The organism is Buttiauxella sp. BIGb0552, from assembly GCF_004366275.1.
Taxonomy (GTDB): domain Bacteria; phylum Pseudomonadota; class Gammaproteobacteria; order Enterobacterales; family Enterobacteriaceae; genus Buttiauxella; species Buttiauxella gaviniae.
In genome coordinates, this window is record NZ_SODY01000002.1 from 338,074 (window position 1) to 360,587 (window position 22,514).

General features: G+C 50.6%; 22 protein-coding genes. 14 read left to right on the plus strand and 8 right to left on the minus strand.

Features of this window, described 5'->3' with window-relative positions:
* The first annotated feature begins 220 nt into the window (after positions 1 to 220).
* The 8 genes from aqpZ to EDF88_RS06385 all read left to right on the plus strand — a co-directional run bounded on the left by aqpZ (position 221) and on the right by EDF88_RS06385 (position 10,189).
* Positions 221 to 916: an aquaporin Z gene (gene aqpZ / locus EDF88_RS06350; protein ID WP_034456414.1), complete on the plus strand. Its 696-nt coding sequence runs from the start codon at positions 221 to 223 to the stop codon at positions 914 to 916.
* Positions 917 to 1,086: 170 nt separating this feature from the next.
* Complete coding sequence (locus EDF88_RS06355) at positions 1,087 to 1,986, plus strand: lysine exporter LysO family protein (RefSeq protein ID WP_064517446.1); 900 nt, start codon at positions 1,087 to 1,089, stop codon at positions 1,984 to 1,986.
* A 143-nt stretch (positions 1,987 to 2,129) separates the two neighbouring features.
* Positions 2,130 to 3,782: a hydroxylamine reductase gene (hcp, locus tag EDF88_RS06360; RefSeq protein ID WP_064517443.1), complete on the plus strand. Its 1,653-nt coding sequence runs from the start codon at positions 2,130 to 2,132 to the stop codon at positions 3,780 to 3,782.
* A gap of 9 nt (positions 3,783 to 3,791) precedes the next feature.
* Complete coding sequence (gene hcr / locus EDF88_RS06365) at positions 3,792 to 4,760, plus strand: NADH oxidoreductase (protein WP_134183592.1); 969 nt, start codon at positions 3,792 to 3,794, stop codon at positions 4,758 to 4,760.
* Between the two features lie 103 nt (positions 4,761 to 4,863).
* Entirely contained in the window at positions 4,864 to 6,585 is a 1,722-nt protein-coding gene (poxB, locus tag EDF88_RS06370; RefSeq protein WP_064517438.1) for a ubiquinone-dependent pyruvate dehydrogenase, read from the plus strand.
* A gap of 37 nt (positions 6,586 to 6,622) precedes the next feature.
* Positions 6,623 to 7,624 (plus strand): low-specificity L-threonine aldolase, encoded by a 1,002-nt coding sequence (ltaE, locus tag EDF88_RS06375; protein ID WP_064517435.1) that lies wholly within the window; start codon positions 6,623 to 6,625, stop codon positions 7,622 to 7,624.
* Between the two features lie 16 nt (positions 7,625 to 7,640).
* Positions 7,641 to 9,089, plus strand: a complete 1,449-nt coding sequence (locus EDF88_RS06380; RefSeq protein ID WP_064517432.1) for an SDR family oxidoreductase — start codon at positions 7,641 to 7,643, stop codon at positions 9,087 to 9,089.
* A 92-nt stretch (positions 9,090 to 9,181) separates the two neighbouring features.
* The gene (locus tag EDF88_RS06385; RefSeq protein WP_064517682.1) at positions 9,182 to 10,189 is read left to right on the plus strand and encodes an NAD(P)-dependent oxidoreductase; all 1,008 of its coding nucleotides are present in this window, start codon (positions 9,182 to 9,184) and stop codon (positions 10,187 to 10,189) included.
* Between the two features lie 30 nt (positions 10,190 to 10,219).
* On the opposite strand, the gene EDF88_RS06390 is transcribed toward EDF88_RS06385, so the two are convergent.
* Positions 10,220 to 11,065, minus strand: a complete 846-nt coding sequence (locus EDF88_RS06390; protein WP_134183594.1) for an N-acetylmuramoyl-L-alanine amidase — start codon at positions 11,063 to 11,065, stop codon at positions 10,220 to 10,222.
* Positions 11,062 to 11,385, minus strand: coding sequence for a heavy metal-binding domain-containing protein (locus EDF88_RS06395; RefSeq protein ID WP_064517426.1), 324 nt, complete (start codon positions 11,383 to 11,385; stop codon positions 11,062 to 11,064). The genes EDF88_RS06390 and EDF88_RS06395 overlap by 4 nt, the downstream gene beginning before the upstream one ends.
* Before the next feature lie 108 nt (positions 11,386 to 11,493).
* On the opposite strand from EDF88_RS06395, the gene EDF88_RS06400 reads away from it, so the two are divergent.
* The 6 genes from EDF88_RS06400 (at position 11,494) to artJ (ending at position 16,004) form a co-directional block, all read left to right on the plus strand.
* Entirely contained in the window at positions 11,494 to 12,021 is a 528-nt protein-coding gene (locus EDF88_RS06400; protein ID WP_064517424.1) for a lipoprotein, read from the plus strand.
* A 218-nt stretch (positions 12,022 to 12,239) separates the two neighbouring features.
* Positions 12,240 to 12,968 carry an arginine ABC transporter ATP-binding protein ArtP gene (gene artP / locus EDF88_RS06405; RefSeq protein WP_134183596.1) on the plus strand — a complete coding sequence of 243 codons (729 nt, stop codon included), beginning with the start codon at positions 12,240 to 12,242 and terminating at the stop codon, positions 12,966 to 12,968.
* Between the two features lie 19 nt (positions 12,969 to 12,987).
* Positions 12,988 to 13,719: an arginine ABC transporter substrate-binding protein ArtI gene (gene artI, locus EDF88_RS06410; protein ID WP_064517421.1), complete on the plus strand. Its 732-nt coding sequence runs from the start codon at positions 12,988 to 12,990 to the stop codon at positions 13,717 to 13,719.
* A gap of 5 nt (positions 13,720 to 13,724) precedes the next feature.
* A complete protein-coding gene (gene artQ, locus EDF88_RS06415) occupies positions 13,725 to 14,441 on the plus strand; it encodes an arginine ABC transporter permease ArtQ (RefSeq protein ID WP_064517418.1) in 717 nt (238 codons plus the stop codon).
* Positions 14,441 to 15,109: an arginine ABC transporter permease ArtM gene (gene artM, locus EDF88_RS06420; protein WP_064517414.1), complete on the plus strand. Its 669-nt coding sequence runs from the start codon at positions 14,441 to 14,443 to the stop codon at positions 15,107 to 15,109. Before artQ ends, artM begins: the two co-directional genes overlap by 1 nt.
* A gap of 163 nt (positions 15,110 to 15,272) precedes the next feature.
* A complete protein-coding gene (artJ, locus tag EDF88_RS06425; RefSeq protein ID WP_134183598.1) occupies positions 15,273 to 16,004 on the plus strand; it encodes an arginine ABC transporter substrate-binding protein ArtJ in 732 nt (243 codons plus the stop codon).
* An 89-nt stretch (positions 16,005 to 16,093) separates the two neighbouring features.
* On the opposite strand, the gene rlmC is transcribed toward artJ, so the two are convergent.
* From rlmC to potF, 6 genes are all read right to left on the minus strand, one after another.
* The gene (gene rlmC, locus EDF88_RS06430; protein ID WP_064517408.1) at positions 16,094 to 17,221 is read right to left on the minus strand and encodes a 23S rRNA (uracil(747)-C(5))-methyltransferase RlmC; all 1,128 of its coding nucleotides are present in this window, start codon (positions 17,219 to 17,221) and stop codon (positions 16,094 to 16,096) included.
* 45 nt (positions 17,222 to 17,266) lie between these two features.
* Positions 17,267 to 17,734 carry a YbjO family protein gene (locus tag EDF88_RS06435; RefSeq protein WP_064517678.1) on the minus strand — a complete coding sequence of 156 codons (468 nt, stop codon included), beginning with the start codon at positions 17,732 to 17,734 and terminating at the stop codon, positions 17,267 to 17,269.
* A 110-nt stretch (positions 17,735 to 17,844) separates the two neighbouring features.
* A complete protein-coding gene (potI, locus tag EDF88_RS06440; protein WP_064517404.1) occupies positions 17,845 to 18,693 on the minus strand; it encodes a putrescine ABC transporter permease PotI in 849 nt (282 codons plus the stop codon).
* Positions 18,690 to 19,643 (minus strand): putrescine ABC transporter permease PotH, encoded by a 954-nt coding sequence (gene potH, locus EDF88_RS06445; RefSeq protein ID WP_064517401.1) that lies wholly within the window; start codon positions 19,641 to 19,643, stop codon positions 18,690 to 18,692. Before potH ends, potI begins: the two co-directional genes overlap by 4 nt.
* A gap of 9 nt (positions 19,644 to 19,652) precedes the next feature.
* On the minus strand, positions 19,653 to 20,786 hold the full coding sequence (potG, locus tag EDF88_RS06450; protein ID WP_134183600.1) for a putrescine ABC transporter ATP-binding subunit PotG: 1,134 nt from the start codon (positions 20,784 to 20,786) through the stop codon (positions 19,653 to 19,655).
* A gap of 270 nt (positions 20,787 to 21,056) precedes the next feature.
* Positions 21,057 to 22,181, minus strand: coding sequence for a spermidine/putrescine ABC transporter substrate-binding protein PotF (gene potF / locus EDF88_RS06455; RefSeq protein WP_064517398.1), 1,125 nt, complete (start codon positions 22,179 to 22,181; stop codon positions 21,057 to 21,059).
* Between the last annotated feature and the right edge of the window lie 333 nt (positions 22,182 to 22,514).

The following is a 22,514-nucleotide window of genomic DNA, read 5'->3' on the forward strand; positions in this document are numbered from 1 at the left end:
TATACTTCCAACGTGTTTATTCTTGAAAGGAATGCCATCTCATTGCCCTAAATCAATTTTTTAGGATTTTATAGTGTGGCTCTAACTAAGTGAAATCATTAACATTGCTGCTCTTTTATTATTTACGTTACGTCTTAAACGGTTGTAACAAACAATAATCGGGTAGATGCCTTTATTTACATCACCCGGGATTCACTGTTTTTGAAATGCAGAGGTGGTTATGTTTAGGAAATTAGCGGCAGAATTCTTTGGCACATTCTGGTTGGTATTCGGTGGTTGTGGGAGTGCAGTGTTGGCAGCGGCATATCCTGAGCTAGGGATTGGTTTTGTCGGTGTGGCATTAGCATTTGGTTTAACCGTATTAACTATGGCTTATGCCGTAGGTCATATTTCCGGCGGCCACTTTAACCCAGCAGTCACTCTGGGCTTGTGGGCTGGCGGTCGTTTCCCAGCTAAAGATGTTATTGGTTATATTGTGGCGCAAGTGATTGGCGGTATTGTTGCAGCCGGTATTCTTTATTTAGTTGCCAGCGGCAAAAGTGGCTTTGATGCAGCGGCAAGCGGTTTTGCTTCTAATGGATATGGTGAACATTCGCCAGACCATTATTCCATGCTGTCAGCAATCATTATTGAAATCGTCTTGACCTGCGGCTTCTTGATTGTGATCCATGGCGCAACTGATAAGTTTGCACCAGCGGGCTTTGCACCTATTGCTATTGGCCTTGCGTTAACCTTGATTCACCTGATTAGCATCCCAGTCACCAATACCTCTGTGAACCCAGCACGTAGTACTGCCGTTGCTATCTTCCAGGGCGGTTGGGCATTACAGCAACTGTGGCTGTTCTGGGTGATGCCAATCATTGGCGGTATCCTGGGTGGCGTTATCTACCGGACATTGCTGGAAAAACGTAACTAATTTGATTCAAGCGTCACTGGCTTCAATTTGGCTGGTGGCGCTGTATTTACTTGCCCTACTCCAAATTCTCAACCTGCATAAAAATCCTTTTTTTTCGTAGCTTTACTCATTCTCTTTCTTTGGGTAGTGTGACATACGCCGTTACTTCTATCGCAAGGATTGTCCGCACCATGTTTTCGGGATTGTTAATTATCTTAGTGCCGCTGATTATCGGTTATCTGATTCCTCTGAAACAAACCAGTCTGTTAAAGCTCATTAATCGCCTATTGAGCTGGATTGTGTATGTGATTTTATTTTTCATGGGCATCAGCCTCGCATTTCTCGATAACCTGGCAAGTAACCTGCTGGCAATCCTTCATTACGCTGCGGTCACTGTTGTGGTGTTATTGCTCTGCAATGCTGCTGCACTGCTTTGGCTTGAGCGTTCCATGCCATGGCGACACAATCACGAGCAAGAAAAACTCCCTTCACGAATTGCGATGGCGCTGGAATCACTAAAACTATGCTTCGTGGTGATAGCTGGTTTTCTGCTTGGCCTGACTGGCTGGCCAATTCTGCATCACGCGACCGACGCCAGTGAATACACCCTTATATTCCTGTTGCTGCTGGTCGGTATCCAACTGCGTAATAGCGGCATGACGTTAAAACAGATTGTGCTTAATCGGCGCGGTATGATCGTGGCTGTAGTCGTGGCATTGAGCTCACTTGCCGGTGGTGTTATCAACGCCTTTATTCTCGACCTACCGATTAAAACTGGTTTAGCGATGGCATCGGGATTCGGCTGGTATTCACTGTCGGGTATTTTGATGACGGAATCCTACGGGCCAGTAATTGGTAGTGCAGCATTCTTTAATGACCTGGCGCGAGAACTAATTGCCATCATGTTGATTCCCGGACTGGTACGCCGTAGCCGCTCAACCGCCCTCGGGTTGTCTGGCGCAACGTCGATGGACTTCACCCTGCCTGTTTTACAGCGCAGCGGAGGGCTGGAAATTGTTCCAGCGGCGATTGTTCACGGGTTCATCCTCAGCTTACTGACCCCGCTTCTCATGGCATTTTTCGCCTCCTGATACCTCATTGGCGGTAGGTTTCTGCCGCCAAATTTGCGCTAAATCAATCTCCTTTTAAGTTGTATAAGAAATACCTTTTCCCTGTGTTGCACTGAGCATAACCTTAAACATGTATATCAAATATAACTTTAAAAGGTACGATCATGTTTTGTGTGCAATGTGAACAAACAATCCGCACCCCTGCGGGCAACGGCTGCTCTTATGCTCAGGGCATGTGCGGGAAAACGGCTGAAACATCAGACCTACAAGATTTGTTGATCGCAACACTTCAGGGTTTATCCGCATGGGCAGTGGCCGCACGTGAAGTTGGCATTATCAGTCATGAAATTGATCACTTTGCACCGCGTGCCTTTTTCTCAACGCTGACCAACGTCAACTTCGATTCCCCACGCATCGTTGGCTATGCCCGCGAAGCCATAATCGCGCGCGAAAGCCTGAAAGCTAGCACCCTCGCGATTAACCCAAACATTACCGTCACCAATCCAATGGCTGAACTGCAACTTGTCAGCAACGATTTGGGCGACCTGCAACGCCAGGCGGCTGAGTTCGCGCCAAACCGCGACAAAGCAGAAATTGGTGACGATATTCTCGGCCTGCGCTTGCTGTGCCTGTACGGCCTGAAAGGTGCTGCTGCCTATATGGAACACGCCCACGTTCTCGGCCAGTACGACAACGACATCTACGCGCAATACCACAAAATTATGGCGTGGCTCGGCACCTGGCCTGCTGACATGGGCGCACTGCTTGAGTGCTCCATGGAAATCGGCCAGATGAACTTCAAAGTGATGAGCATTCTGGACCGGGGGGAAACCGAGAAATACGGTCACCCAACACCTACGCAAGTTAACGTGCGCCCGGTCGCAGGCAAATGTGTTTTGATTTCCGGCCACGATCTGAAAGATCTGTATAACCTGCTGGAACAAACTGAAGGTACCGGCGTAAACGTCTATACCCATGGCGAAATGCTGCCAGCCCATGGTTACCCGGAACTGCGTAAATTCAAACATTTGGTCGGCAACTACGGCAGCGGCTGGCAGAACCAGCAAAGCGAATTCGCCCGCTTCCCTGGCCCAATCGTGATGACCTCAAACTGCATCATCAATCCGGAAGTCGGCTCCTACACTGATCGCATCTGGACGCGTAGCATTGTCGGCTGGCCGGGTGTAAGCCACCTCGAAGGCGATGATTTCACATCAGTCATCACCCAGGCTACGCAAATGGCGGGCTTCCCATACAGCGAAATCGAACATCTGATCACCGTGGGCTTTGGTCGCCAGACTTTACTGGGCGCTGCCGATACCCTGATTGACCTGGTCAGCCGTGAAAAACTGCGCCACATCTTCCTGGTAGGGGGTTGCGACGGTGAACGCGGCGAGCGTAGCTACTTCACCGATTTCGCCACCAGCGTGCCAAAAGACTGCCTGATCCTGACGCTTGCCTGCGGTAAATACCGCTTTAATAAACTGGACTTCGGCGATATCGAAGGCCTGCCGCGCCTGATCGATGCCGGTCAGTGCAACGATGCATACTCAGCAATCATTCTTGCTGTAACGCTTGCTGAAAAACTCGGTTGTGGCGTGAACGACCTGCCGCTGAGCCTGGTGCTTTCCTGGTTTGAGCAAAAAGCGATTGTTATCCTGCTGACCCTGCTGTCGCTCGGTGTGACCAATATTGTCGCCGGCCCTACTACACCGGCCTTCCTGACGCCAAATCTGTTGGCTGTGCTCAATGAGAAGTTTGGCCTGCGCGCCATTACCACCGTTGAAGACGATATTAAACAGCTGATGGGCGCATAAGGAGAAGTCATGACAATGCCAACGCCACTGTGCCCGTACCGCATGCAGGTGCATCATATTCATCAGGAAACGTCGGATGTCTGGACGCTGTCGCTGATCAATCACGACTTTTATCCTTACAAGGCCGGGCAATATGCGCTGGTGAGTATTCGTGATAGCGATGAAACGCTACGGGCTTACACCATTTCATCCACGCCAGGACTCAGCCCATTCGTCACGCTGACTATCCGCCGTATCGAAAATGGCGTTGGTTCGCAATGGCTGACCCAGGATGTAAAACCTGGCGACTACCTGTGGCTGTCAGAAGGACAAGGGGAATTTACCTGCGAAAACCTGCCGACAGACCACTATCTGTTGATGGCTGCTGGTTGTGGCGTAACGCCAATTATGTCGATGCGCCGCTGGCTGGCAAAGCACCGTCCACAAGCCGACGTGCAGGTTATTTATAACGTTCGAACGCCAGAAGATGTGATTTTTGCCGATGAATGGCGTGATTACCCGGTGACACTGGTGGCCGAGAATAACGCGACGCACGGTTTCATTTCCGGGCGCATCGCTCGCGAAATTCTGGCTTGCGTGCCGGATATTACCTCGCGCACCGTCATGACCTGCGGCCCTGCTCCGTATATGGAATGGGTGGAAAAAGAAGTTCAGGCATTGGGCGTGAGCGCGTTTTATGCGGAGAAATTCTTTACGCCGGTCGCCGCACCTGTCGAAAGTGGATTGAAGTTCACGACGCTAAAACCGCTGCGCGAGTTCTACGCGCCGGTGGGCAGCTCGCTGCTGGCGGTAATGGAAAGCAATAAAGTGCAAGTGAATGCAGCTTGTCGTGCTGGTGTGTGCGGCAGCTGTAAAACCAAAGTTGAGTCCGGTGATTACATCGTAAGCAGCACCATGACATTGACCGACGCAGAAGTTGCCAACGGTTATGTGCTGGCTTGTTGCTGCCACCCGCAAGGGGACTTAGTTCTCGCTTGATCCACTCATGCCACTCAGACTCTGAGTGGCACTTTCTGCCCAGCCTCTTCTGTTTCCTTGACTAAGCTTGTTTACGTTAACTGAATCGTGACAAGGAGAACCAATGAAACAGACCGTAGCAGCTTACCTGGCAAAAACACTTGAAAGTGCAGGCGTAAAACGAATCTGGGGCGTCACGGGCGACTCCCTCAACGGACTAAGCGACAGTCTGAACCGCATGGGCACTATTCAATGGATGCCGACACGACATGAAGAAGTTGCCGCTTTTGCCGCAGGCGCAGAAGCCCATCTATCAGGTGAACTGGCGGTGTGTGCGGGTTCCTGTGGCCCCGGTAATCTGCATTTAATCAATGGCCTGTTCGACTGCCATCGAAATCGCGTTCCGGTACTGGCTATTGCAGCGCATATTCCATCAAGCGAAATTGGTAGTGGCTATTTCCAGGAAACCCACCCCGAAGAGTTATTCCGCGAATGCAGTCATTATTGCGAGCTAGTGTCATCCCCGGAACAAATTCCACAGGTACTGGCGATTGCGATGCGTAAAGCGGTATTGAACCGTGGCGTTTCGGTCGTGGTTTTACCCGGCGATGTGGCGCTTAAACCTGCCCCGGAAACCGCCAGTACCCACTGGTACCCGGCACCGCAGCCGATTATTGTGCCACCACATGACGAACTCAAAAAACTGGCACAGCTGCTGCGTTATAACGACAACATCGCGCTGATGTGCGGCAGCGGTTGTGCGGGTGCGCATGAAGAACTGGTGCAGTTTGCGGCCACGCTTAAAGCGCCGATTGTTCACGCGCTGCGTGGCAAAGAACACGTTGAATACGATAACCCTTACGATGTTGGCATGACCGGGCTAATCGGTTTTTCGTCAGGTTTCCATACCATGATGAACGCCGACACGCTGATCCTGCTCGGTACCCAATTCCCCTATCGCGCCTTCTACCCGACCGATGCAAAAATCATTCAGATTGATATCAACCCCGGCAGTATCGGCGCGCACAGTAAAGTGGATATGGCGCTGGTCGGCGATATTAAAGCCACCCTTGCGGCACTCATTCCGCTACTGGAAGAAAAAACCGACCGCAGTTTCCTTGATAAAGCGCTGGATAATTATCGCGAAGCGCGTGAAAGCCTCGATGAACTGGCTCAACCCGGTGACGGCAACGTCATCCATCCCCAATATGTCGCGCAGCAAATCAGCCGGTATGCTGATGAAGATGCCATTTTCACCTGCGATGTTGGCACACCCACCGTGTGGGCTGCGCGATATCTGAAAATGAACGGTAAACGCCGCCTGATTGGTTCGTTTACCCACGGTTCAATGGCGAACGCCATGCCACAAGCGCTGGGCGCAAAAGCGACGGCACCCGACCGGCAAGTTATCGCCATGTGCGGCGATGGCGGTTTCAGCATGTTGATGGGAGATTTTCTCTCGGTCGTGCAGATGAAACTGCCCATCAAAATTGTGGTGTTTAACAATAGCGTGCTGGGTTTTGTGGCAATGGAAATGAAAGCTGGCGGTTACCTGACAGACGGCACGGAACTTCACGATACTAACTTTGCCAGTATCGCCAATGCCTGCGGAATCACTGGTATTCGGGTGGAAAAAGCCGCCGATCTCGACAACGCCCTGCAACGCGCTTTAAGTATTGATGGCCCGGTGTTGGTGGATGTCGTGGTGGCGAAAGATGAGCTGGCGATTCCACCGCAAATCAAACTTGAACAGGCCAAAGGGTTCAGTCTGTATATGCTGCGCGCCATCATTAGCGGGCGTGGGGATGAAGTTATCGAACTGGCGAAAACGAACTGGTTCCGGTAAAAGTAAGGATAATTTTGAACAATAATAAGGATCCACCGTGATTGACTTGCGCAGCGACACCGTAACCCGCCCGAGCGAAGAAATGCTCAAACGCATGATGGCAGCACCCACTGGCGATGACGTTTACGGTGATGACCCAACGGTCAACGAACTACAAGATTACGCCGCCAAACTCAGCGGCAAAGAAGCCGCGCTATTTCTGCCAACCGGCACTCAGGCAAACCTGGTGGCGCTGCTGAGCCATTGCGAACGTGGTGAAGAGTATATTGTTGGGCAACTTGCGCACAATTATCTCTACGAAGCCGGTGGTGCTGCGGTTTTAGGCAGTATTCAGCCGCAGCCTATTGATGCCAACCCGGACGGTTCGCTGCCGCTTGATAAAGTGGCCGCGAAAATCAAACCTGACGATATCCACTTTGCACGCACCAAATTGCTTAGCCTCGAAAACACCCATAACGGCAAAGTTTTGCCGCGTGAGTATTTGAAGCAGGCCTGGGAATTTAGCCGCAATCACAACCTGGCTTTGCACGTTGACGGTGCGCGTATCTTTAACGCCGTGGTGGAATATGGCTGCACGCTTGAAGAAGTGGTGCGCTATTGCGACACCTTCACGATTTGCCTCTCTAAAGGTCTGGGAACACCGGTTGGTTCACTGTTAGTCGGCAGCCATGAGTACATTAAGCGTGCGACGCGCTGGCGTAAAATGGTCGGTGGCGGCATGCGTCAGGCTGGAATTCTGGCGGCAGCGGGTTTATACGCGCTGGAGAATAACGTGCAGCGCCTGAAAGAGGATCACGACAACGCCCATTGGCTGGCAGGCGAGTTGCGTGAAATCGGTGTTGATGTCTCTCGTCAGGATACCAATATGGTGTTTGTACGCGTGCCGGTTGAACAAGCAGAAAGCCTCGGTAAATTCATGAAAGAACGCGGTGTTTTGATGAGTGCAGGCCCGGTAACTCGCCTGGTGATTCACCTAGATGTGAACCGTGATCAGTTGGCCGAAGTGGTTTCTCACTGGCAGACTTTTTTACAACGCTAAACAGAGGTCACGGACGATGACACAGCCACAAAACATTCTGGTGCTCGGTGCTAGCGGCTACATAGGCCAACATCTGGTGCCAAAGCTTGCCGCTGCCGGGCATCATGTTACTGCTGCGGCAAGACGTGTCGAGTGGCTGGAGAAACAACCCTGGCCGGGGGTCGTTTGTCGCCATGTCGATTTACAGTGGCCAGGAACGCTTCCCGCACTTCTGGAAAACATCGATACCCTTTACTACCTGGTACATAGCATGGGCGACGGTGCTGATTTTGTTGCCCATGAACGCCAGACTGCGCTCAATTTGCGTGATGCACTACGAGAACATCCGGTAAAACAGCTTATCTTTCTGAGTTCACTGCAGGCTGCCGAAGGTGACGGTGATTCCGCACACCTTCGTGCTCGCCAGCTCACCGCCGATATTCTGCGTGATGCAGGAGTTCCGGTAACTGAAGTTCGGGCTGGCATTATTGTTGGCGCAGGTTCTGCCGCCTTCGAAGTCATGCGCGATATGGTTTATAACCTACCGGTACTCACGCCCCCACGCTGGGTACGCTCACGCACCACACCAATCGCACTCGTAAACTTGCTGCATTATTTAACTGAACTGCTCAATCATCCATCACAGGAAAATCGTGTTTTCGAAGCCGCGGGTCCGGAAGTACTGAGCTATCAGCAGCAGTTCGAGCGCTTTATGGCAATTAGCGGTAAACATCGCCCACTTATCCCTATTCCGTTACCCACCAGTTGGATCTCAGCGTGGTTCCTCAACATGATCACCTCGGTGCCACCAACGATTGCTAAAGCGCTGATCCAAGGGTTGAAGCACGATCTTCTGGCCGACGATCGTGAACTTCGCGCGTTGATCCCGCAAAAGCTACTTACCTTTGATGATGCCGTTCGTGCAACGCTTGAAGATGAACACAAACTCGCTAACTCGCAGGACTGGGGTTATGACGCCCAGGCATTTGCGCGTTGGCGACCAGATTACGGTTACTTCCCCAAGCAAGCGGGCTGCACGCTAAAAACAAGCGCTGAGTTGGCAGATTTGTGGCAAGTAGTTAATCAGATAGGTGGAAAAGAGGGGTATTTCTTCGGCAACGCTCTGTGGAAAACGCGCGGCTATATGGACCTGCTGGTGGGCCACAGGCTGGCAAAGGGTCGCCCTGAGCGGCCAATGCTTGAAGTAGGCGACCATGTAGATAGCTGGAAAGTGATTATTGTTGAGCCACAAAAAGAGCTTACATTGCTGTTTGGTATGAAAGCGCCAGGACTTGGGCGGCTTTCCTTCACGCTGCGTGACCACGGTAAGTATCGAACTCTGGATGTTCGTGCCTGGTGGCACCCCCATGGAAGCGCAGGTTTGTTCTACTGGTTGATAATGATCCCCGCTCATCTGTTCATTTTTCGGGGTATGGCCCGCCGGATTTGCCAGGTTTGCGAACAATTGTCAGAGAAACATCGTTAACTCCTCCTAATCTTTGGCTTTCCCCATTGCAAGCGCCGCCATTTCACGGAAAAATGCGCAGCGTAAATCTCAATTATCATGAGTTGGTCGACATGAAGGTACTGGTAACGGGCGCCACCAGCGGTTTAGGCCGAAACGCGGTCGAATTTCTTCGCGCAAAAGGCATCAGCGTCCGGGCAACTGGTCGTAATGAGGCCATGGGCAAACTGCTGGAAAAAATGGGTGCAGAGTTTGTTCATGCGGACCTAACCGATCTGGTTTCTTCGCAAGCCAAATTGATGCTGGCCGATGTCGATACGCTTTGGCACTGTTCAAGCTTTACTTCTCCGTGGGGAACGCAGGAAGCATTCGATCTCGCCAATGTCCGCGCCACTCGCCGTTTAGGTGAATGGGCCGTTGCCTGGGGCGTGCGCAACTTCGTGCATATCTCCTCGCCGTCGCTCTATTTTGATTACCATCACCATCGCAATATCAGCGAAGAGTTTCGTCCGGTGCGTTTTGCTAACGAATTTGCGCGCAGCAAAGCCGCCAGCGAAGAAGTGATTCAACTGTTAGCGCAGTCAAACCCCCATACACGTTTCACGATTCTGCGCCCGCAAAGCTTATTTGGCCCGCATGATAAAGTCTTTTTCCCACGCCTGGTGCAGATGATGCGCCACTACGGCAGCGTACTGTTGCCACGCGGCGGCGAAGCGATGGTTGATATGACGTATATCGAAAATGCGGTGCATGCGATGTGGCTTGCCACGCAGTGCGAAACGCAACCGTCAGGCAGGGCGTACAACATCACGAATATGGAAGCTCGCCCGCTACGCGTTATCGTGCAGAAACTGATTGATGAGTTAGAGATTAAGTGCCGGATTCGTTCTGTGCCCTACCCTATGCTGGATGTCATTGCCCGCAGCATGGAGCGTCTGGGTAGCAAGTCAGCAAAAGAACCGGTGCTGACTCACTACGGTGTGTCGAAGCTGAATTTTGATTTAACGCTGGATACGAGTCGAGCTGAAACCGAACTAGGCTATAAACCGATTGTCACCCTTGATGAAGGTATTCGTCGTACGGCGCTTTGGTTACGTGACCACGGTACGCTGCACCGCTAGATCCACCATTCTTCGAGTTGCTGCCAGGGACTAACCCTGGCCGTATTTCTCGAGCAACGCTTGTGCAATGGATTCAGTTTGCGCATCCGGCAGGCCCGAATATTCTTTTGGCCGGAAGTGCATCTGGAAAGCCTGAATCACTCTTTTTTGCTGTTCCGACGACATTTCAGGCGTCACCTGATAACCATAACGCGATAGCAAATCGAGCAAACCTCGCTTATCCACAGGCTGGTATGGTCCACGGCCATTCAGATAAAAGGCCACTCTGTTAGCATCCGGCCAGGCACCTACACCCTGCTGCGCCAGTTCTTGCCACGGGAATAGTGGGCCAGGATCAACTTTACGCTGCGGGGCAATATCCGCATGTGCGACCACGTTTTGCGGTTGGATTTGATAACGAGCGATAATCACTTTCGCCAATCTCTCCAGCGCCGAGATCTGCGCCGGGTTGAACGGATAAAACTGCTTTACGCGGCCCTGGCGCGTAAAACCTTTATTCTCCAGTTCAATACCAATCGACGTGTCATTAATCCGCGTCGCGCCACGCCAGAAACTCACCCCGGCATGCCAGGCTAACTCACTTTCAGGCACCAGTTGCCAGATAACCGGTTTGCCGCCGGAGGTGGGTGGTGTATCGGGGATCAAGTAGTGGGAACTGACATTTTGGTCAGTCAAAGTGGATAACGAACCGGCAAAATCATCTGCCGTATAGTGAATAACCAACACTTTCACACGTGGATAGGCAGCCCGTGCAGTGTGGCTGGTGTCGACTTTAAAATCGCCTTTGTCGACAACGGTTTTTTCAGCAACTTCAGGCTTGCTGGCACACCCCGCGAGCAAAAGCGCGATTAAAAATGCGGCTAGGCGACCTTTCATCGACTCGTTTTCACCGCAGTGCCGGTGACGCTTACCATCAACATGCTGCCATCTTTGCCCACTGTTTCGTAGTCGATATCAATACCCACCACGGCGTTAGCTCCCAGGCTTTCTGCCTGCTCCTGCAATTCTCTAAACGCTATCTCACGCGCTTTGCGCAACTCTTTTTCGTAAGCACCGGAACGGCCACCGACGATATCGCGCACGCCAGCAAAAAAATCACGGAAAATATTGGCACCCAGAATCGCTTCCCCAGTCACCACGCCACAATATTCCGTGATGCTCTGCCCTTCAAGCGTAGGGGTTGTTGTAAATTGCATAAGCCTCTCCTCTCTTTGTATCAACATCTTAGCGCATAAACCCGCCACGCATTTTGACAGCGATACGCTATGCTAAGTTAGTCCTCCTGAGAAGATAAGGAAATATAAATGCGCAGCTCAGTTTTGGTTCTTCTTCCGTGCGCGATGTTACTCACGGCCTGTACCACCAGCGTCACTCCCGCTTTTAAAGATATTGGCACCCGCAGCGGCCCTTGTATTGATGGTGGCCCGGATAGCGTGGCGCAACAGTTTTACGATTACCAAATTAGCCATAAAACCCAGGGCAGCAGCGCGATTACCGGCTTACGTCCTTATATGAGTGACGCGTTGGCACAACAAATGCAAAAAGCCAGCGCCTCACCGAACGCGCAGAATGAGTTTATGCGAAGCAATATGTTCACCAGCAATGCCGATGGCGCAGACAGTGCCGAAGTTGCCTCCGCATCAACCATTCTTAATACTGATGCACGCAATATTCCGCTGCGTGTAAAACTCACGAAAGGCAGTCAAAGCTGGCAAGACGAAGTGCTGATGATTCGTGAGGGCCAATGTTGGGCAGTTGATGACGTGCGTTACTTAGGCGAGAACAGCCATGCGCCTTCAGGCAGTCTGCGTCAGGCGATAGAAACAAACTAATATTTACATTCACCATCTGGCGGGAAAGGTAACCCTTGTAAATAGTCTGGAATTTTTGCATAACTCCGACATTTATTCTTGCCTCCCTCCCGCCTCGCTATATTGTGCTACCTTTAATGCATGGGAGTAGTTATTTTTAGGTTTTAACGCACAAAGATTGCATAACTATTCTGTTAAAGGTACCCTTTGCGGCTTCAATTGCTATTCAACTTATGCGCATGAGTATTCAACTAAACGGCATTAATTGTTTTTATGGCGCTCATCAGGCGCTGTTCGATATCACCCTTAGTTGCCCACAGGGCGAAACGCTGGTGCTGCTTGGTCCAAGTGGCGCAGGTAAAAGCTCGCTTCTGCGCGTACTCAATTTGCTTGAGATGCCGCGCTCTGGGCAACTCACCATTGCAGACAACCATTTTGACTTTGCAAAAGCGCCTGGCGATAAAGCCATTCGCGAATTACGTCGCAACGTTGGCATGGTGTTCCAGCAATATAATCTTTGGCCTCATCTCACTGTGTTGCAAAACCTGATGGAAGCGCCTTGTCGTGTCCTGGGTATCAGCAAAGATGAAGCACGCGTTCGTGCCGACAAACTGCTTGAGCGTTTACGCCTGAAACCTTATCAGGACCGTTTCCCGCTCCACCTTTCTGGTGGTCAGCAGCAGCGTGTCGCGATTGCACGAGCATTGATGATGGAACCACAGATTCTGCTGTTTGATGAACCGACCGCAGCACTGGACCCGGAAATCACCGCACAAATCGTCAGCATTATTCGTGAGTTGGCTGAAACCAACATCACTCAGGTCATCGTTACCCACGAAGTGGAAGTTGCGCGTAAAACCGCAAGTCGCGTGGTGTATATGGAAAATGGCCACATCGTCGAACAAGGTGATGCGAGTTGCTTCGCAAAACCACAGACCGAAGCGTTTAAATTCTATCTGTCACACTGATGTATCCGGGAAAATAACCATGAAAAAAGTTCTGCTTGCCACATTATTAGCCAGCCTGAGCCTTTCCGCGACGGCTGCACAAACTATTCGTTTCGCAACGGAAGCTTCTTACCCTCCGTTTGAATCTATGGATGCCAGCAACAAGATCGTTGGTTTTGATGTCGATTTGGCTAATGCGCTGTGTAAAGAGATTGATGCTACTTGCACATTCTCCAACCAGTCTTTTGATAGCCTGATCCCAAGCCTGAAATTCCGTCGTATCGACGCAATCATGGCGGGTATGGACATCACTCCTGAGCGTGAAAAACAAGTTCTATTCAGCAACCCTTACTACGATAACTCAGCTCTGTTTGTCGGTCAGAAAGGCAAAGTGGCTGATATCGCTGCCCTTAAAGGCAAGAAAGTTGGCGTGCAGAACGGTACTACGCACCAGAAATTCATCATGGATAAACATCCAGAAATCACCGTAGTTCCTTACGATAGCTACCAGAACGCGAAGCTGGACCTGCAAAATGGTCGTATCGATGCGGTATTTGGTGATACAGCTGTGGTGACTGAGTGGCTGAAAGCAGAACCTAAACTGGCCGCGATTGGCGACAAAGTGACAGACAAAGGCTACTTCGGTACCGGTTTGGGCATCGCGGTTCGTCAGGGCAACACTGATTTGCAGGCGAAGTTCAATACCGCGCTGGAAAAAGTGAAGAAAGATGGTACATACCAGACCATCTACGAAAAATGGTTCCAGAAGTAATCTGAATGAACGAAATGTTTCCTTTAGCGAGCGCCGCCGGGATGACCGTCGGCCTTGCCGTTTGTGCGCTGATCATCGGCCTGGCTCTGGCGATGATTTTTGCCGTATGGGAGTCTGCGAAATGGCGTCCGATAGCCTGGCTGGGTTCAGCTTTGGTTACGGTGCTACGCGGTCTGCCTGAAATCCTGGTGGTGCTGTTTATTTATTTCGGCTCCTCCCAGTTATTGCTGATTCTCTCAGATGGTTTTGTCCTCAACCTCGGTTTTGCACAAATTCCTATCCAATTGCAGATTGAGAATTTCGATGTCAGCCCGTTCCTGTGCGGCGTCATTGCCCTTTCCCTGCTCTACTCGGCTTACGCCTCACAAACTTTGCGTGGCGCACTTAAAGCCGTGCCAGTTGGGCAATGGGAGTCTGGCCAGGCATTAGGCATGTCGAAGGCGGCCATTTTCTTCCGCCTGGTGATGCCGCAAATGTGGCGCCATGCGCTGCCAGGTTTAGGTAATCAGTGGTTGGTATTGCTCAAAGATACCGCGTTGGTATCGCTGATAAGCGTTAACGATTTGATGCTACAGACCAAGAGTATTGCCACTCGTACTCAGGAGCCGTTTACCTGGTATGTGGTTGCCGCCGCGATCTACCTCGTGATCACCCTCATAAGCCAGTATGTTCTCAAACGTATTGACCTGAGAGCGACGCGTTTTGAACGGAGACCCGGCTGATGCTCGAGTATTTACCGGAGCTGTTTAAAGGCCTGCATACCAGTCTGACACTCACCGCGGCATCTATAGTGGTCGCGTTGGTTTTATCGCTGCTTTTCACCATCGTTTTGACGCTGAAAACACCGGTACTGGTTTACATTGTGCGTGCCTATATCACTCTCTTTACCGGTACGCCGTTGCTGGTGCAAATCTTCCTGATTTACTACGGCCCGGGTCAGTTCCCGTCCATTCAGAACTACCCTGTTCTGTGGCATCTGCTTTCTGAGCCATGGCTATGTGCGTTGATTGCGCTGTCGTTAAACAGTGCGGCATACACTACTCAACTGTTTTACGGAGCAATCCGTGCCATTCCTGAAGGCCAGTGGCAGTCATGCGGTGCATTAGGGATGAGTAAGAAAGATACGCTCGCCATTTTGCTTCCTTATGCATTTAAACGCGCACTTTCTTCTTATTCGAATGAAGTGGTTCTGGTGTTTAAAAGTACCTCACTGGCGTACACCATTACGCTGATGGAAGTGATGGGCCACGGGCAACTGCTATATGGTCGCACTTACGATGTGATGGTGTTCGGGGCTGCGGGCTTGGTTTATCTGGTGGTTAACGGACTATTAACGTTGTTGATGCGTGTGATAGAACGCCGTGCGCTGGCATTTGAACGCCGTAACTAAAACGTAAAAATCAGTCGAATCAGGCGGGGACTTCCCCGCCTTTTTTACGCCCGTATAAATATAATTATACATTTTTATTGCATATAAATTCACTTGGTGGCATGCTTTTTTGACGCCGGGAAACGGCGAATACAACAAAACATGACAGACGGGAGCAACACACATGAAGAAGTTTATTTTGGCCGCAATGTTCGCTACAGCCGCATTCAACGTGGCTGCCGCAGACAAAATCAACTTTGGTTCTTCGGCCACTTATCCGCCATTTGAATCACTTGATGCCAACAATCAGATTGTCGGTTTCGATATCGATTTGGCTAAAGCTTTATGCAAACAAATTCAGGCAGAATGCACCTTCACTAACCATGCATTTGACAGTTTGATTCCGTCGCTGAAATTCCGTAAATATGACGCGGTAATTTCAGGTATGGATATTACGCCTGAGCGTAGCAAACAAGTTTCTTTCACCACGCCGTACTACGCTAATTCAGCCGTCGTCATTGCCAAAAAAGGTGCATTCAAATCCTTTGAAGAGCTTAAAGGCAAACGTATTGGTATGGAAAATGGGACCACGCACCAAAAATATCTCCAGGACAAACATCCGGAAATTAAAACCGTCTCTTACGATAGCTACCAGAATGCGATTATTGACCTGAAAAACGGCCGTATTGATGGGGTATTTGGTGACACTGCAGTGGTAAACGAGTGGCTGAAAACAAACCCGCAATTAGGCACAGTTGGCGAGCATGTTACTGATGCAGAATACTTTGGCACAGGTTTGGGTATTGCTGTACGCCCTGACAACCAGGCTTTGTTGACCAAATTGAATACCGCGCTGGCAGCGATTAAAGCTGACGGGACTTATCAGAAGATTAGTGATCAGTGGTTCCCGCAGTAAATATTGCCCTTACCCTGCCCTCTCCCACAGGAGAGGGAGATACCAGACAGTTCCCTCTCCCTGGGGAGAGGGTTAGGGTGAGGGGAAAACTACCCGCGCACCAGCAACGTCAAAACCTCGTAATGCGCCGTGTGCGGGAACATATCGAATAACTGCACGCGCTCTACACGATAACCCGCCAGTGACGAGATATCTTGCGCCATGGTCTGCGCATTACAACTTGAATAGATAATGTATTTCGGGGCCATGTTATTGAGGAAATAACACAGCGCCTGACCGATACCGCGCCTTGGCGGGTTCACTAAGACCAGGTCAGGAATATCTTGCTGCTCGGTGGCAAATTTCGTTGAATCCAGCGCCTGAAAATGAATATCCGTTAACCCGAGTTTTTCCGCCGACTGGCGCGCACAAGCAATCGCTTCTGGCGCAATTTCAATACCCGTTAGTTTCATTTCCGGCGTGGCGCAATGCAGGCCAAACCCGCCTACTCCACAGAACAAATCCCACATATGTTTGACTGGCAATTCGCGCACCCAGTCACGTGCAGTTGCATACAATGAAGCAGCAACGGCCGGGTTGGTCTGGAAGAAACTTTGCGGACGGATAAACAGCGGCACGCCGTTGAATTGTTCTTCCAGCGCCTGCTGCTCAGTAAATGGGATCTCCTGCTCGCCTTCCAGAATCGCCATATGCACTGGCTGGATGTTGGCAGAAATCACTTTGAGCTGCGGAAGCTGCTGTTGTAACCAGGGTATCGCTGCACGCAGTTGTTCCAGCTTAGCTTCTGATCGCAGAACAAAACGCAGCATCATGCCACCATCTATTTGGCTTTCAGTCAGCAACAGGTATTTCAACTCGCCACGTTTGCGCGACACGTTATAAGGCGTCAAGCCAGCACGGGCGATAAAAGGCTTCAGTACGGCAAACACCGTCTGGAATGAAGCAGGATAAAGCGGGCACTCGGTTAAATCTTCCGGTGTTCCATCGCGATGCAGCATCCCCAGCAAGGGTTTTTCTACGCTGCCGCTGACCACCATTTTGGCTTTATTGCGAAATGCCTGTTCAGGGCCACTCATCGGCTCACGCCAGTCATGCACCACAATACCCTCCAGCAGGTGCTGAAGTTCGTTCATTTTGGCGGTGAGCTGTTCGGAAATCGGCTGTTCAATCCACTGACAAGAGCGGCAGCGATTTGCCTGATAGAGCGCGCAATACATAATTAAGTCCTGGAAACCGGGGGCACAGATTGTAGCACTACGCGGTTATTGAAGTTTAAAAAAAAGCCGGCTCCGCGTGGGGATAAACAGCAGAAATAGCACTAACAGGTCGGGAAGTTTTTGCGTCATCAACGAACGGAATATTTCACGCTTTGATTCACCAGGGATACTGAATAGCTCGGGGTACCCCCAACCAAGCGACGCCGACCACAGATATCCAACTGCAATAACTTGCGTGGCAAGAAATACCCAGCGCCCCCAATTACGCCCTTTCATAATGACAAACGCACAACGTAATTCGATACACAGCATCACCAGACTGCCGAGAAAAATCAGCGTCAAGTTCCACGTTTGCACACTGCGGTGAACAAAATCAATAACGCCACGAACCCCGAGCATGTTGAAAAGCAACATAAGATCGAGGACACGCGTTGAAAGAATAGCAATTGCCGCCACCAGCACTAAAGTGGGAGCGTTCAATTTAGCTTGTGTTTGACTTCGTTTCCTGAGAATTTCCGCAAACCTCGTGTTCCATACGACATAGTGCCGCGTCTGACGCGGCACTATGGGAATTATCGCTGCAGATTTTAAGTTGCAAGGGTGCTGGCTGCAACCCGAATTATCTAAGCTGTACGCCTTGCACGCTGGATATCACGCAGACGTTGCTTTTCTGCTCGAGCCATAAACCACCAGGCTATTAAACCAATAACCCCGACGACTCCCAAAATTATAGACGCCAATGCGTTAATTTCAGGATTCACTCCCATTCTTACGCTTGAGAATACCAGCATCGGCAAGGTTGTTGCCCCTGGCCCAGAAACAAAACTGGCAATAACCAAGTCATCAAGGGATAAAGTGAATGCCAACAACCAACCAGAGATAATCGCTGGAGCTATCATCGGAACGGTTATCACAAAGAAAACTTTCAGCGGTGTCGCCCCTAAATCCATCGCTGCTTCTTCGATAGAGTGGTCCAGCTCTCTTAAACGCGAGCTTATCACCACCGAAACATACGCGGTACAGAAGGTAACATGCGCAAGCCAGATGGTTAGCATGCCCCGATCGCTTGGCCAACCAATAGCGTGACCCAATGCCACAAACAGCAGCAGCAATGAAAGACCGGTGATGACATCAGGCATTACCAACGGTGCCGTGAGCATGAAAGCAAACCCCGTCGAGCCACGGAATTTACCAAAACGCACCATTACCACTGCCGCAATTGTTCCGAGAATAACCGCCGCCGTGGCCGCAGCCGCCGCAATGGTCAAACTAAGCCCAACGGCGCTCATCATTGCTGAGTCCTGGAACAACTCAACATACCAACGCGTTGACCATCCCGCCCATACCGTCACCAGTTTTGAGCTGTTGAATGAGTAGATCACAAGCATCAGCATCGGCGCGTAAAGGAAGGTGAAGCCGATCACCAAAATCAAAATGCGCCAGGGTGAGCGCACTATCGGTAAATTGTTCATGCGTGGTCCCCCGCCGTTTTATTCTGGTATTTGTGGAACCACATAATCGGCACAATCAGCAAGATAAGCATGGTGATCGCCACCGCTGACGCCACCGGCCAGTCGCGGTTATTGAAGAACTCCTGCCACAATACGCGACCAATCATGATGCTATCTGGCCCTCCGAGCAGTTCTGGGATAACAAACTCGCCTACCGCCGGGATAAATACCAGCATCGAACCGGCAATAATGCCGCCTTTAGTCAGAGGTACGATGACGCTGAAGAACGTTTTCAACGGACGTGCGCCCAGATCCAAGGAGGCTTCCACTAATGAATAATCGAGTCGTGTCAGCGCGGTATAAATCGGCAATACCATAAATGGTAAGTAGGCATAAACGATACCGATGTAAACCGCCAGATTGGTATGCAGAATCACCAACGGTTGATCGATAACGCCTAACCACATCAACACATTGTTCAGGACACCGTTATTTTTCAGGATCCCCATCCATGCGTAAACGCGGATCAAGAACGATGTCCATGAAGGTAAAATAACCAGCAGCAACAGAATATTGCGGGTTGATGGCTTACTGTGGGCCACCGCCCATGCCAAAGGATAGCCCATTAGCAAACAACAAATGGTAGAAACACCTGCCACTTGCAGCGACTGCAAATAGGCTTCGGCATAGAGCGGATCGTCGGTTAACTGGAGATAATTCGCCAGATTAAGTACGAAGGTTATCTGATCGTCAGCCCAGGTGATTAAGTCGGTATAGGGTGGAATTGAACGGGCTATTTCACCAAAGCTAATCTTGAAGACAATCAAGAATGGCAGCATAAACAACAAAATCAGCCAGAGATAAGGCAAAGCGATAACCAGCTTGCGGCCATGGCGCATCTGCAATTTCCCCAGCCACAATTTAAAACTGCTTGCCGGTGGCTCAGCCGGGCGTTCCGTGATCGTGCTCATTTCGCCCCCTTAAACAGTCAGAACGACACAACTTTCAGCATCCCAACACAGGCGAACTTCATCGCCCCATGTTGGCATCCCTCTACGATTGCGGTTCTCGTTTTGTAACTGTGCGCTGATCATCTGGCCGCTTTTCAGGCGCACATGATAAATCGACAGATCGCCAAGATAAGCAATGTGTACCACTTCACCGACCGCGAAGTTGAAACCGTCGGCAGGCGGTTCTTCGCACAGCATGACCTTTTCCGGGCGCAGGGCGACGTAGACCGGCACGCCATCGACAACAGAAATATCAGGGTCAACTTTTAGCGGATGTACAAGCCCTGGGCTATCAATCACTAGACCATCGTCCTGGCGGTCTTTAAGCAACCCTTCAAAGACGTTCACCGAGCCGATAAATTCAGCGCTGTAGCGGGTTGCCGGGTACTCATACACTTCTTCCGGTTCGCCAATTTGCTCGAACTTGCCGCGATTCATGATAGCAATACGCCCCGCCATGGTCATCGCTTCTTCCTGATCGTGGGTTACCATGACGCAAGTTGCCCCCACGCGCTCAAGAATATCCACCACTTCGAGTTGCATACGGTCGCGTAATTTTTTATCCAGTGCGCCCATTGGCTCATCAAGCAGCAAGAGTTTTGGCCGTTTTGCAAGGCTCCTTGCCAGCGCCACACGCTGGCGCTGCCCGCCAGAAAGCTGGTGTGGTTTACGTTTCGCGTACTCTTGCATATGCACCAGCGCCAGCATTTCCTGTACGCGCTGAGTGATTTCACTTTTCGGGAGTTTGTCTTGCTTGAGGCCAAACGCAATGTTCTGCTCCACGGTCATATGTGGGAAAAGCGCATACGACTGGAACATCATATTGATCGGACGCTGGTACGGCGGCACGTGCGATAAATCCACGCCATCGAGCATGATTTGCCCGGCACTTGGCTGTTCAAAACCTGCCAGCATGCGTAACAACGTGGATTTGCCACAACCAGACGGCCCGAGCAGTGCAAAAATTTCGCCTTTATAAATAGTGAGATTGACATCATCAACGGCATGTTGCCCGTCAAAGGACTTAGTGAGGTTGCGAACTTCAAGCAGCGGGGTGAGCGCTTTACGCGTTTTCGCATGCGGACGAGGAGTGACGTCGTTCAATTATGTTGCTCTCCGGCATAAACAAAAAGATGTACGACCCGGTTGCCGTACCAATGACGTGACAGAGGCTTGTGCCTCTGTCCGTGTTGGGGCGCATGCACTATTTCGGTGCGCCGCTGCGTTGCAAATCTAATTAGATAACACTTATACCCAAAATAATTCGAGTTGCCCAAAGGCGACCAGGCCGTAAGTCCCCAGGAACATAGATAACTATGTGACTGGGGTGCACGGGTGCAGTCAACGCATCTGCGGCTTGAAGTATGACGGGTATTATTTGCCTGTCTTAACCTTAGTCCACGCGCGGGTAATTACACGATCAACTTTTGGTGATTGCACGCCCTGAGTAAACAGCTTGGCGCGCACATCAGCCGGTGGGTAAATCCCCGGGTTGTCACGAATCTCCGCGTTCAGCAATGGCAGCGACTCTTTATTCGCGTTCGCGTAATAAACGTGGTTACTGATATTCGCCACCACATCCGGGCGCATCAGATAGTTCAGGAACTGGTACGCTTCGTCTTTGTTTTTCGCATCAGCCGTCATTGCGAACATATCGAAGTACACCATCGCCCCTTCTTTAGGAATGGTATAAGCAATATTCACGCCATTTTTTGCTTCTTTGGCGCGGTTTGCTGCCTGGAGAATATCGCCGGACCAACCGATCGCTACACAGATATCGCCGTTAGCCAGGTCATTGATATATTGAGATGAGTGGAAATAACGAATAGACGGGCGAAGTTTCAGCAGCAGATCATTCGCCGCACCGGTGTAATCTTTCGGATCGGTGCTGTTAGGATCTTTGCCCAGGTAATGCAACACGGATGCGTAAACTTCGCTTGGTGCGTCAAGGAAGGAAACGCCGCAGCTTTTCAGCTTCTCAAGGTTTTCTGGTTTCAGGATAAGATCCCAGCTATTAACCGGAGCGTCTTTGCCCAATGCCGCTTTCACTTTCTCGACGTTATAGCCGATACCTGTGGTTACCATCATGTACGGAATGCCGTATTTATTGTCGTGGTCGTTATGGGCCACCAGCTTGAGCATTTCCGGATCGAGGTTTTTATAGTTCGGCAGTTTGCTCTTATCGAGAGGCTGGAAAATACCGGCCTGAGCCTGGCGCTCGAGGAATTGCGAAGACGGTACCACTAAGTCGTAACCGGTGCTCCCCGCCATCAACTTCCCTTCCAGCACTTCGTTAGAATCGAAAACGTCGTAAACCACTTTAATGCCAGTTTCTTTGGTGAAGTTTGCCAGCGTATCCGGCGCAATATAATCAGACCAGTTATAAACGTGCAGCGTCTTTTGTTCCGCAGCAAATGTGGTAGCAGAAACAGCCATTAGCGCTGTCATCAGCGCACCTGCCACCACACCCGACAACAATTTTTTACGTTGGGTAAACATATGTGATTCCTTCTGAAAAAGTCTAATTCCCGCTTTCGCGAGCATAATTTACTCAATCATACTTTTACGCATTTTCTTCTCGCTTCTGGCACATGCAAGAATCATGCATCTCTATGCAAACTGCAGTAAAAAAAGTACAGACGCCTTGCTGCAGATGTTGCACGCTTGTAGCGTCCCGCAAGAATAACTGTAGCCAGACTTCGAGACTATAGCCCAAGCAGAAAAGTGACTTTTATCAATTTTTTAACCATAAAACATCTATGGTATGGCGCAAAACTGGCAGGAGTGGCGAGAATAATTCTGGTCGGAGGCTAAGAAGGCAGAATAAAAAAA

Coding starts and splice junctions, on each gene's coding strand:
- artI (WP_064517421.1), top strand. CDS start 12,988: ATGAAAAAAGTTCTGCTTGCCACATTATTAGCCAGCCTGAGCCTTTCC.
- potH (WP_064517401.1), bottom strand. CDS start 19,643: ATGAGCACGATCACGGAACGCCCGGCTGAGCCACCGGCAAGCAGTTTT.
- hcr (WP_134183592.1), top strand. CDS start 3,792: ATGACAATGCCAACGCCACTGTGCCCGTACCGCATGCAGGTGCATCAT.
- artP (WP_134183596.1), top strand. CDS start 12,240: ATGAGTATTCAACTAAACGGCATTAATTGTTTTTATGGCGCTCATCAG.
- hcp (WP_064517443.1), top strand. CDS start 2,130: ATGTTTTGTGTGCAATGTGAACAAACAATCCGCACCCCTGCGGGCAAC.
- EDF88_RS06355 (WP_064517446.1), top strand. CDS start 1,087: ATGTTTTCGGGATTGTTAATTATCTTAGTGCCGCTGATTATCGGTTAT.
- rlmC (WP_064517408.1), bottom strand. CDS start 17,221: ATGTATTGCGCGCTCTATCAGGCAAATCGCTGCCGCTCTTGTCAGTGG.
- EDF88_RS06400 (WP_064517424.1), top strand. CDS start 11,494: ATGCGCAGCTCAGTTTTGGTTCTTCTTCCGTGCGCGATGTTACTCACG.
- EDF88_RS06395 (WP_064517426.1), bottom strand. CDS start 11,385: ATGCAATTTACAACAACCCCTACGCTTGAAGGGCAGAGCATCACGGAA.
- potF (WP_064517398.1), bottom strand. CDS start 22,181: ATGTTTACCCAACGTAAAAAATTGTTGTCGGGTGTGGTGGCAGGTGCG.
- EDF88_RS06390 (WP_134183594.1), bottom strand. CDS start 11,065: ATGAAAGGTCGCCTAGCCGCATTTTTAATCGCGCTTTTGCTCGCGGGG.
- artQ (WP_064517418.1), top strand. CDS start 13,725: ATGAACGAAATGTTTCCTTTAGCGAGCGCCGCCGGGATGACCGTCGGC.
- artJ (WP_134183598.1), top strand. CDS start 15,273: ATGAAGAAGTTTATTTTGGCCGCAATGTTCGCTACAGCCGCATTCAAC.
- potI (WP_064517404.1), bottom strand. CDS start 18,693: ATGAACAATTTACCGATAGTGCGCTCACCCTGGCGCATTTTGATTTTG.
- artM (WP_064517414.1), top strand. CDS start 14,441: ATGCTCGAGTATTTACCGGAGCTGTTTAAAGGCCTGCATACCAGTCTG.
- aqpZ (WP_034456414.1), top strand. CDS start 221: ATGTTTAGGAAATTAGCGGCAGAATTCTTTGGCACATTCTGGTTGGTA.
- EDF88_RS06380 (WP_064517432.1), top strand. CDS start 7,641: ATGACACAGCCACAAAACATTCTGGTGCTCGGTGCTAGCGGCTACATA.
- EDF88_RS06385 (WP_064517682.1), top strand. CDS start 9,182: ATGAAGGTACTGGTAACGGGCGCCACCAGCGGTTTAGGCCGAAACGCG.
- poxB (WP_064517438.1), top strand. CDS start 4,864: ATGAAACAGACCGTAGCAGCTTACCTGGCAAAAACACTTGAAAGTGCA.